Annotated in this window: 9 protein-coding genes and 1 pseudogene; 3 read left to right on the forward strand and 7 right to left on the reverse strand. The window is 68.8% G+C overall.

What is annotated here, in order from left to right; all coding sequences use genetic code 11:
- The 3 genes from ACFPZL_RS06880 to ACFPZL_RS06890 form a co-directional block, all read right to left on the reverse strand.
- Positions 1–217: hypothetical protein (locus tag ACFPZL_RS06880; protein WP_382334943.1), on the reverse strand; the 217-nt coding region annotated here is incomplete at its 3' end.
- Between the two features lie 95 nt (positions 218–312).
- Entirely contained in the window at positions 313–1,500 is a 1,188-nt protein-coding gene (locus ACFPZL_RS06885) for a flavin reductase (RefSeq protein WP_218113796.1), read from the reverse strand.
- 157 nt (positions 1,501–1,657) lie between these two features.
- On the reverse strand, positions 1,658–2,968 hold the full coding sequence (locus tag ACFPZL_RS06890; protein ID WP_382334945.1) for a flavin monoamine oxidase family protein: 1,311 nt from the start codon (positions 2,966–2,968) through the stop codon (positions 1,658–1,660).
- Between the two features lie 194 nt (positions 2,969–3,162).
- Here ACFPZL_RS06890 and ACFPZL_RS06895 point away from each other — a divergent pair, with 194 nt between their 5' ends.
- The 3 genes from ACFPZL_RS06895 to ACFPZL_RS06905 all read left to right on the forward strand — a co-directional run bounded on the left by ACFPZL_RS06895 (position 3,163) and on the right by ACFPZL_RS06905 (position 5,931).
- A complete protein-coding gene (locus tag ACFPZL_RS06895; RefSeq protein ID WP_382334947.1) occupies positions 3,163–4,149 on the forward strand; it encodes a transporter substrate-binding domain-containing protein in 987 nt (328 codons plus the stop codon).
- A gap of 82 nt (positions 4,150–4,231) precedes the next feature.
- The gene (locus ACFPZL_RS06900) at positions 4,232–5,110 is read left to right on the forward strand and encodes an amino acid ABC transporter permease (RefSeq protein WP_218114036.1); all 879 of its coding nucleotides are present in this window, start codon (positions 4,232–4,234) and stop codon (positions 5,108–5,110) included.
- A gap of 5 nt (positions 5,111–5,115) precedes the next feature.
- Positions 5,116–5,931, forward strand: a complete 816-nt coding sequence (locus tag ACFPZL_RS06905; RefSeq protein ID WP_218114035.1) for an amino acid ABC transporter ATP-binding protein — start codon at positions 5,116–5,118, stop codon at positions 5,929–5,931.
- Positions 5,932–5,967: 36 nt separating this feature from the next.
- Here the strand turns inward: ACFPZL_RS06905 and ACFPZL_RS06910 are convergent, their stop codons facing one another.
- The 4 genes and pseudogenes from ACFPZL_RS06910 to ACFPZL_RS06925 form a co-directional block, all read right to left on the reverse strand.
- On the reverse strand, positions 5,968–6,915 hold the full coding sequence (locus tag ACFPZL_RS06910) for an AraC-like ligand-binding domain-containing protein (protein WP_218114034.1): 948 nt from the start codon (positions 6,913–6,915) through the stop codon (positions 5,968–5,970).
- Positions 6,912–7,883 carry an AraC-like ligand-binding domain-containing protein gene (locus tag ACFPZL_RS06915; protein WP_218114033.1) on the reverse strand — a complete coding sequence of 324 codons (972 nt, stop codon included), beginning with the start codon at positions 7,881–7,883 and terminating at the stop codon, positions 6,912–6,914. Before ACFPZL_RS06915 ends, ACFPZL_RS06910 begins: the two co-directional genes overlap by 4 nt.
- 20 nt (positions 7,884–7,903) lie before the next feature.
- A complete protein-coding gene (locus ACFPZL_RS06920; protein ID WP_218114032.1) occupies positions 7,904–9,457 on the reverse strand; it encodes a 4-hydroxyphenylacetate 3-hydroxylase family protein in 1,554 nt (517 codons plus the stop codon).
- Positions 9,458–9,607: 150 nt separating this feature from the next.
- Positions 9,608–10,066: pseudogene (locus ACFPZL_RS06925) on the reverse strand (hypothetical protein); the annotation flags it as partial.

A 10,066-nucleotide genomic window follows, 5' to 3' on the forward strand; every position in this document is an offset into this window, starting at 1 on the left:
CCAGCACGTCGAAGCCGGCGCGCTCGGGCTCGGGCTCGGCGGCGGGCTCGGGATCCGCCTCGGCGGTCGGCTCGGGCTCGGCGGTCGGCTCGGGATCCGCCTCAGCGGCGGCTTCCTCGGTGGCGGTGTCGTCGCCAGTAGGCGCGTCGGGATCGTTCACGATCTTGGGGTCGGTCTCGGTGATGGCGTCGCCCTCGGGAGACTCAGAATTCTGCATCATACGATTCTACTCTCCTGCGTCTCGCGTGACCGCGCGCGCTTCGCGCGTTCTGCGCGCGGAAGGGGCAGGATTCACGCCCGGAGATCGCGTGATCAGCGCGCCGTCACCGCGTCCCACCCGGGATCGCGCCGGCCGCCGATCAGTTCGGTCGAGACCCGCGCCGCCTCGAACGCCGACGCGATGATCCGCTGCAACTCCGCCTCCCCCACGAGGTCGAGACCGGTGACGACGATCTCCATGACCGAATGCCCGTGCTCGTCGAAGATCGGGATCTGGAGCGAGCTGAGCGCCCCCGATCCCTCCTGCACCTCGTGGTCGCGCTGGATCGCCTTCCACAGCGCGACCAGCTCGGCCCGGTCGTGGCCTTTGCTCGCGATGACCTCGTCGAATCGCTCGATCATGGTCCGCCCGGCCGAGATCGCGTATCCGCGTTTCCGCACCTGCTCGAGCAGTTCGGCGTATCCGGCCCGATCCACGGCGCCGATCAGGTGGCGGGCGCCCTCGAGCCACTGCTTGGCGCGCGCCTCTGGCGCCCAGGCGACGAGCGCGGGCGACATGGGTGCGGCGAACGGGAAGCTCACGCCGAACTCCTCGTGCTCGCGAGGCTCCTCTCCCACCGTCCATCCGCTCGCCTCGGCGAGCACGACGACCGACTCCCCCGCCAGCGCGCCGAGCAGCACGCCGACGCCATGCTGCTCGGCGAGCTCGGTGATGATGGCCCGGAGCCGGGAGACCATACGGAGCTTGCGCGAGAGATCCGAGGCGTCGAATCGCTCCGACGGTGCGGCGAAGGTCCCGTATCCGCCGCGGAGGAAGAGAAGCGGCAGGCCGCCGCCGCCATCCCCCACGCCGTAGTCGCGCACATCGGCGAGCACCACGACGTGATCCCCGCCTTCGTGCACGGCGTTCAACTCGCAGTCGAACCAGGCGAGCGCGTCGGCGACGCGCATGTCGCCTGCCGGAGACGTATTCCACTCGGCGAGCTCGAAGCGGTTCTCCGCCCTGCCGCCGAACGCTCGCGAGAGCATCTCGTGGTTCGCGCCGAGCACGCTGACGCTGAAGGTGCGCTTCGCCTGCAGCGCCGCGAAGGTGCCCGACCCGGCGACCGGCAGGAACCCGACCATCGGCGGGTCCTGCGAGACCGCCACGAAGCTCCCGACGATCATCGCCATGGGCTCGTCCTGCTCGTCGGTCGTCGTGACCAGGGCGACCCCGGTCGGAAACTCTCCGAGCACCGTCCGCCACCATGCAGCGGCTTCCGCCGCCTCGTTCTCGCTCATCTCCCGCACCGTCCTCTCACTCCGCTTGCCCGCACCGGGATGACTCGTCCTGCCAGCCTAGGAACTCGCCCGCCGGGCCCGGCGTTCGGCGCGGCAGATGCGCACGCTGAGACGCGCAACCGTGCGCCGAGAGTGGCGGCATCGGCTGGATCGCGATTCATCGTGCGAGTTCCTCGGCCGCGCGGATTCCCGAGCGGATCGCGCCCTCGACCGATCCCCAGCCCATCGGCGACGACTCGGTGCCGGCCCGGAGCAGACCCGGTGCGAGCGTCGCCGCGAAGGGATCTCCGGAGGTGAGCACTCCCGGCGGCAGCGGCGATCCGCACCCGCCGGCATAGGGGTCGAGGGACCAGTCCGTGATCGCGATGCCGCTCGGTTCCGCCGCAGCCGGGCCGAGGTGCTCGGAGACATGGTCGAGGATCGTGCGCCGGATCTCCTCCCGCCCGCGGCCGTGCGCGCCGAGGTTCCAGAGCACGGTCAGCTGAGGCCGATCCGGCGTCGACGTATTGATGACGTAGGCGATCTCTCCGGCACCGGCGATGTTGCCGCTCAAGCCGGCCTCGCTCCAGAACGGCCGGTCGTAGTCGAGCGCCGCCTTCACGGACGGCTCCTGACGCCAGTACCGAGCAGGGGGCCAGTCGATGCCGCCGTCGACCTCGTCAAGACGGATCCGCCGCAGCAGGGTCGGGCTCATGGCTAGCACGACGGCGGGCGCCGTGACGTGCCTCCGCCCGGCGCGGACCGAGAGGAGCTCTCCGACGCGGGCGACCGATTCGACGGGGGCGTCGAGCAGGATCGTCGCACCGGAGATCTGGGAGCGGAGGTGGTCGACGAGCGACGAGAACCCCTCCCGGATGAATCGGTCGTGGCCGAGATCGGGCGATCCAGCTGAATTCGCATAGTGCAGGGCGGCGAGCAGGGAGACGTCCCCGCCGGTGCTGCCCATGCCGAACGTGGTGTCGGTGAGGAATCGCCCCCGCACCCCGTCGTCATCGGCGCGCGCGCCGGCCCAAGCCGAGAGGGTCGTGCCGTCGAGCTCGTTCGCGTCGGCGAGACGCACGACCTCGCCCGCACCGTAGGAGAAGGCGACGTCGAGGAACTCGCGTCGCAGCGCCTCGTAGCTCCGAGCGCGCGCCGGGTCGCCGGAGAACGGACCGATCTCGCGCCGCCCCGCCCCGCCCTCGACGTAGACGTCCTCCCCGCCACTCGGCGATGCGAAGAGCTCGATGCCGGCCTCCTCCAGCAGGCGGAGCGCGGCGGTATGGCCGCCCTTCACGAACTGCGCGCCGCCCTCGACGAGCCCGCCGGCATCGGAACGCGCACGGATCGTGCGTCCGCCGATCCGACCCCTGGCCTCGAGGACCACCACCGACTTCCCATGCCGCAGCAGCTCGCGCGCGGTCACGAGACCCGAGATTCCCGCGCCGACGACGATCGCATCGGCTCCTGCATGCTCGGTTCGTTCCACGGTCGCCACCTCTTCCGGTCCAGCCTCGTGCTTCCAGTCTCGTTACCAACTCGTTTCCGAGTTGCACCTTTCGTGCACTGCCTCGTTCTCAGAGTGCAAACTGGCTATCAAGCTTCATCGGCGGGGTTAACTTCTTTAACTACGAGGTTCGGTTCAGCAAAGTGAACGGCCTCGGAACCCCAGGTCCAGAATCAGTGACGATTGGAACGAACATGGCCATGCACGAGACCCGAACACTTTCGCGGAAGGGTCGACTCCTCGGCGCCCTCGCACTCGCGAGCAGCGTGACGCTGCTCCTCGGCGCCTGCTCGAGCGGTGGAGCCGAGGAGGCGCCCGCCGACGAGGAGCCGACCGCCACGGTGAACGAGGAACTCCGGAACATGCTCCCGGAGCGCATCCTCGAGTCGAACACCATCGTCATCGGCGGCACCTTCGACAACCCGCCGGTGCTCTTCGCCGACGAGACGGACGCCACGAAGCCCGCCGGCACCGCCTTCGACATGTCGCTGGCGATCGGCGAGCTCCTCGGCGTGGAGATCGACTGGCGCAACACCCAGTGGGCAGGGCAGCTCCCCGGCCTCGACAGCGGTGCGCTCGACGTCGCCTGGGGTCAGGCCACCGTGACCGCCGAGCGCGAGACCTCGCTCTACGACATGGTCCCGCACTACCTCGCCCCGCTCGCCGTCCTGGTCGCCGAGGGCAACCCGTCCGGCATCACGTCGTTCGAGACCATGTGCGGCGCCACCATCGGCGGCGCGATCGGCGCGATCCAGGAATATTACGTCGGCCTCGCGAACGAGACGTTCTGCGCGCCGCAGGGCAAGCCCGAGATCGTGTACAAGTCCTTCACCCAGGCCGAGGAGGTCGCACTCGCCTCGGGCTCCATCGACGGCGTGATCGACACCTGGCCCGTGCACGTCGGCGCCGCGAAGAACCTCGAGGGCGTCGAGGCCGTCATGCTGACCGATGCGGAGGAGTTCGACAGCGGCTTCTCCGGTATCGTGTTCTCGAAGGACGAGCCGAAGCTCTCCACCACCTTCGCCGCTGCCCTTCAGCAGCTGTGGGACGACGGGGTCTACCAGCAGATCCTGGCCGATCACGACGTTCCCGATGCAGCACTCGAACGCGACCAGCTGGTCGTGAACTACCTCACCGGCACCCCGGCCGGCGAACGGAACTAGCTTCCACCTGTGGGCCGGCGGGCTCGATGAACCCGCCGGCCCACGGTCCGATCGTTCATACCCGCACAGAAAGGGCGACGCTTTGACCTCCCCAGAACTCGCGCCTCCGTCGGATCAGACGGAGCGCCGTAGAGAAACCGCCGACGAGGAGATCGTCGTCCCGCTCCGCCACTACGGCAGAACCACCCTGGCGGTGTTCGCCGTCCTCCTCCTCCTCGGCATCGGATACGGCCTGAGCACGAACCCGTACATCGCCTGGGACGTCGTCGGCCAGTACTTCGTGAACGGCTCCATCCTGCGAGGCCTCGGAGTGACGCTCCAGATGACCGTGCTCGCCATGGCGATCGGCCTCGTCCTCGCGACCGTGCTCGCCATCATGCGGCTCTCCGAGAGCCGGGTGCTCAACGCGATCGCCTCCGCCTACGTCTTCTTCTTCCGCGGCATCCCGATGATCGTGCTGCTGATCTTCGTCGGCAACCTCGGTCTCTTCGTCAAGGAGATCGTGATCGGCATCCCGTTCACCGACATCGTCTTCTACCAGGTATCGATGCAGAAGGTGCTGACGCCGTTCATCGCATCGGTCATCGGTCTGGTCCTCGTCGCCTCCGCCTATATGAGCGAGATCGTGCGCGGCGGGTTGCTCGCAGTCAACCGCGGGCAGTACCAGGCGTCGAAGGCACTGGGCCTGAACGGCGGGCAGACGCTCCGCTTCGTCGTCCTGCCGCAGGCCCTCCGCGTCATCATCCCCCCGCTCGGGAACGAGCTGGTGAACACGCTGAAGGCGACCGCGCTGGTCTCCGTGATCGCCGGCGGCGACCTGTTGACCATCGCGCAGAGCATCTCGGGCGTCAACTACAAGGTCATCGAGATGCTGATCGTGGCCAGCATCTGGTACCTGCTGGTGATCGCGCTGTGGTCGATCGCCCAGTACTTCATCGAGCGGAAGACCGCGGAAAGGTGAGCAGCATGACCAAGAAGACGAGAACCTTCGACGACACCGGCGCCCTTCCCGTCACCGGCGGTGCGGCGGTGCGCATCGAGCGCGTGAACAAGTCCTACGGCGATGCGCCTGTGCTCTTCGACATCAACCTCGAGGTCGAGCCGGGAGAGACGGTCTGCTTCATCGGCCCCTCGGGATCGGGCAAGAGCACGCTGCTCCGCTGCATCAACCACCTCGAGGAGCTGAACGGCGGCCGCATCTACGTGGACGACGACATGATCGGCTACCGCCTGGCCGGCGGCAAGCTCCACGAGCTGCACGAGAACGACGCCTGCAAGAAGCGCGTCGACGTGGGCATGGTGTTCCAGAACTTCAACCTCTTCCCCCACATGACGGCGCTCGAGAACATCATGCTCGGCCCGGTCGTCGTGCTGAAGGAGTCGAAGTCCGAGGTCAAGGCGCGCGCGCTCGATCTGCTCGAACGCGTCGGACTCTCGGGCAAGGACGGCCACTACCCGTCGCAGCTCTCGGGCGGCCAGCAGCAGCGCGTCGCCATCGCGCGCGCACTCGCCATGCAGCCGAAGCTGATGCTGTTCGACGAGCCCACCAGTGCGCTCGATCCCGAACTCGTCGGCGAGGTCCTCGCGGTCATCAAGGACATCGCCCGCGCCGGGGACATGACCATGATCGTGGTCACGCACGAGATGGGCTTCGCCCGCGAGGTCGCCGACCGGGTGGTGTTCATGGATGCCGGTCGCGTCGTCGAGGTCGGCCCGCCGGAGCAGGTGATCGGCGACCCCCGGAACGAGCGCACGAAGGCGTTCCTCTCAGCCGTGCTGTAAGGCCGGGCCGGCAGGCTTCTCGCGCCGCAGGGATCCTCAGGGCTCCCTGCGGCGCGCTGCTGTCGGCGAGTAGCCGTACGTCGCCCGGAAGACCTTCGCGAAGTACGTCTGGTTGCTGAATCCCCACCGATCGCTGATCTCGCGCACGGTTCGGTTCGCGGCGCGAGGATCGGAGAGCTCCCGTCGGCACATCTCGAGCCGGCGGTCCCGGATCCAGGCGGCCACCGTGGACCCCGACTTCGCGAACAGCGCGTGCAACTGGCGGAGCGAGATGTAGTTCGCCCGGGCGATCCGTTCGGGGGTGAGATCCGGGTCCCCCAGGTGCTCCATGATGTAGTCGCGGATCTCGAGCAGCTGCCAGGCGGAGTCCCCGGCTTCTCCGCCCACCGAGGTGCGGCCGGTCACCAGTGTCGAGACGACGTCGATGACGGAATCGATCATGGTGAGGCCGAGGGGTTCCTGGAGGGCGGCGAGGTTGTCGGCGATGCCGTCGAGGAACCGCGACATGATGGCCGCGAGCCCCGCGCTCCCCGAGAACGAGGTGCCGAGGATGTGGGCGAGCGCGCGCGGCGGCAGCGTGAGCATCTGCTGCGGGAACTGGATCACCAGCACCTGGTTCCTGGCCTCCAGGTACTCCCGGCGATAGGGTCGCGACGCGTCCGTGATCGAGAAGTCGCCCGGCCCGATCTCGGTGATCTGCCCGTGCTGCTCGATTCGGCTGCGACCGACGCGCTGCAGGTCGAGGATGAACATCGGGTCCACCTGCTGGCCCTCGACGGGGAACCGCTCGTTGAGATACGGCCCCGATTCCAGGTGCGCGAGCCGCACGCGACCGAGCTTCATCATCTCGGCGCGGAGCCGAAAACTCCCGGCGGTGTCCGAGGGGACGATCGGCGTGGTCTGGAACAGCTGGTCCGATGCCAGTGCCCAGGCTCTGGCATCCCGGTACTCCCGCGGAGGGAAATAGGTGATGTCCCTGGTCATAGCTCGAATTCCCCCTCGTGCGCGATCGTACCGGCGGCCCGCGCCTCGCTCGGCGAGCAGCCGTAGGCCGCTCGGAACGCGCGCGCGAAATGCGTCTGGTTGGTGAATCCCCACTGCTCTCCGACCTCGCGAACGGTGCGCGAGGCGGCGGCGGGGTCGGTGAGATCCCGGCGGCACATCTCGAGTCGGCGGCCGCGGATCCAGGCGCCGACGGTGCTTCCCGATCCCTGGAACAGGTGGTGCAGCCGGCGTTCGGAAATGAAGTTGGCCCGAGCGATGCTCGCCGGCGCGAGCTCGGGATCGTCGAGGTGGTCCATGATGTAGTCGCGGATCTCGAGCAGCTGCCAGACCGGAGCATCCGCCTGATCGTCCCCGAGCGCGCGAGCCGCGAGCAGCGTCGACACGACGTCGAGCACCGAGTCGACCATGGCGAGCCCGAGCGGTTCGCGCAGCGCCGCCAGATGGTCGGCGACCCCGCCCAGGAGCCGCGAGGCGATGGCGCCGAGCCCCTCCCTCCCGGAGAGGGAGGTGCCGACCAGATGCGCGAGCGAGCGGGGCGGGATCGCGAGCATCCGCTGCGGGAAGAGGATGACGAGCACGGTGTTCTCGGTCGGGTACTCCCGCCGGTACGGCCGCGAGGAGTCCGTGATCGTGAAATCGTCGGGGGCGAGCTCGATCGTGCGACCGCCCTGCTCGATGCGGCTGACGCCCCGCCGCTGGAGCGTCAGCGTGAAGCTGGGTTCGGAGGACTCGGCGGACTTTCCGGCGCGCTCGTGCACGTAGGGGCCCGACTCCAGATGGGCGAGGCGGATCCCGCCCAGCGAGGCCGCCTCGGCGCGCAACCGGAACCCCTCGCCCGCGCCGAAGGGGGCGATCGCCGCCGCCTGGATCAGGCGCGGTGCGGCGATCGCCCAAGCTCTGGGATCGCGGTACTCCCGCGGGGGGAAGTAGGCGACGTCTCTCCTCATCTGCCTCCGTCGATCAGCGGTCAGTCGGTGCCCGCGAGCCCGTGGACGACCGAGACGTCCTTCCCGTCGAAGAGGTCGTCGGAGGTCCATCCATTGAGATCGTAGCCCGCGAGGAACTCGTCTGCGAGACCGATCAGGCGCTCGACGTCGCCTCGCCGCTCCATCTCCTTCAGGATCTTGATGCGCGCGTTCTCGCGGGTCCCCTGATAGTTCCGCTCGTAGAGCTCGTGCCGGCTCGCGAACTCGCTCCCGGTCGCGTCCCACATCGCCTTGAGCACCTTGACGCGCTCGACGGAGTCGGCGCCGCGCGAGCCGCGCACGTACTGGTCCAGATACGGCCGCAGCTCCTCGTTCGCGAAGTCCTCCGCGTGCGACGGGAGGTAGATCAGGGCGGAGCCGAGATCCTCCTGCACGATCTCGCGGATGCGCGAGTGCTGCGACACGGCGAACCAGCTGTACACGGTGCCGGCCAGCCGATTCGGCTGCACGTGACCGTCCAGCCACGGGTCGGGGTTGCGGATCATCGACTCCGTGGTGCTCCACATCAGGTTGCGGATGGCCAGGATCTCGCCGAGCCGTGCCTGCACTCCGCGGAACTCGCCGGCCCCCGTCATCTTCAACGACTTCATGTAGACGCCGGCGAGGAAGTCGAGCTTCACCGCCAGGCGGGTGCAGCCCTGCAGCATGATCCGGTTGTCGATGCCCGACTGCGAAAGGAAGCCGGAGACCTTCTCGGTGTCGCCGTAGGCGAAGACGTTCTCCCACGGCACGAACACCTCGTCGAGCACGAGGATCGCGTCGTTCTCGTCCAGCCGGGAGGAGAGCGGGTAGTCGAAGGGCGTGCCCGCGGCCTGGGCGGCGACGGAGTACGACTGCCGGCAGATCAGCTTGAGGCCGGGAGTGTCCATCGGGATGGCGCAGACGACCGCGTAGCGCGGGTCCTTCAGCGGGGGCCCGGCGTAGGCGATGAAGTTCACGTTCGAGATGGCGGCGCTCGTCGCGACGACCTTCGCGCCCGAGAGGTAGATGCCGGCGTCGGTCTCGCGCACCGCGTGCACCGCCACGTTGCCGACCTCGTCCGGCGGCAGATCGCGATCGATGGGCGGATTCACGATCGCGTGGTTCCAGAAGAGCACGCGCTCCTGCGACTCCCGGTACCAGCGGCGGGCGTTCTCCGCGAACGGCGCGTAGTACTCGTGGTTGACGCCGAGCGTGCCGAGGAAGGTCGCCTTGTAGTCGGGGGAACGCCCCATCCAGCCGTGGGAGACGCGCGCCCACTCGGCGATCGCGTCGCGGGAGGCGATCAGGTCCTCGGCCGACTTGGGCGCCCGAAAGAAGGGATGGGTGAATCCGCCGTTCCCGGTGTCGGTCGGCACGACAAGCCCGCGCTCCGCGGCGTCGTCGGCGTGCAGGGCGTCGTACATCCGCGCGATCATGCGCGCGGAGTTGCGGAAGGCCGGATGCGTGGTCACATCCGTCACGTTCTGCCCGTAGATGTAGACGCTGCGCCCGTCGCGCAGGCTCTCCAGATACTCGTCGCCGGTGTACGGCAGCACGGGCTGCGAATCGGTCATCGTCGGATCCTCTCCTCAGTGTTCGGTGATTCGCTTTTCACGCTAGAACTCTCGGTGCGGCCGCGCTGTGCAGCGAGCGCCGCATCCTGCACCTGCAGCGCAGCCCCGCCGGTCATCGCCGAACGATCCGCTCGCCCGAGCGGTGCTCATTCACGGGGAGATCCCCGTCTCCTGGCGCGCCGCTTCATGGAGCGCGGACGCGAGGGCCAGATCCTGGAGCGGGACGCCGACCGATTTGAACACGATCCGGCGGCTCTCGCACTCGACGGGGAGCGATCCCGATCGGAGCAGCGAGCCGAGCGATCGGGGGCGCGGCACGGGCGGGGCGAGCCGGGAGAGTTCTCCGGAGAGGGCGAGCGCGGCGTCGGGGTCGTCGGCGACGAGGAACGCGCTGCGGATCGTCGCCTCGGGCACCTCGCAGACGCGCGGCGTGCTCGAGCCGATCGCGTTGAGCAGCGTTCCGGGAGCGAGCCATTCGTCGCGCAGGATCGGCTCCGGGGCCCCCGTGACCGTCGTCACGACGTCCGCCTCGCGGACGGCTCCCTCGAGGTCGGTCACCGCGTCGACGCGGACGCCCTCGAGGGCGAGCGCAGCGGCAGCCTCGAGGGC

Origin of the sequence: Leucobacter soli, assembly GCF_042659205.1 — a bacterium.
Classification (GTDB): domain Bacteria; phylum Actinomycetota; class Actinomycetes; order Actinomycetales; family Microbacteriaceae; genus Leucobacter; species Leucobacter soli.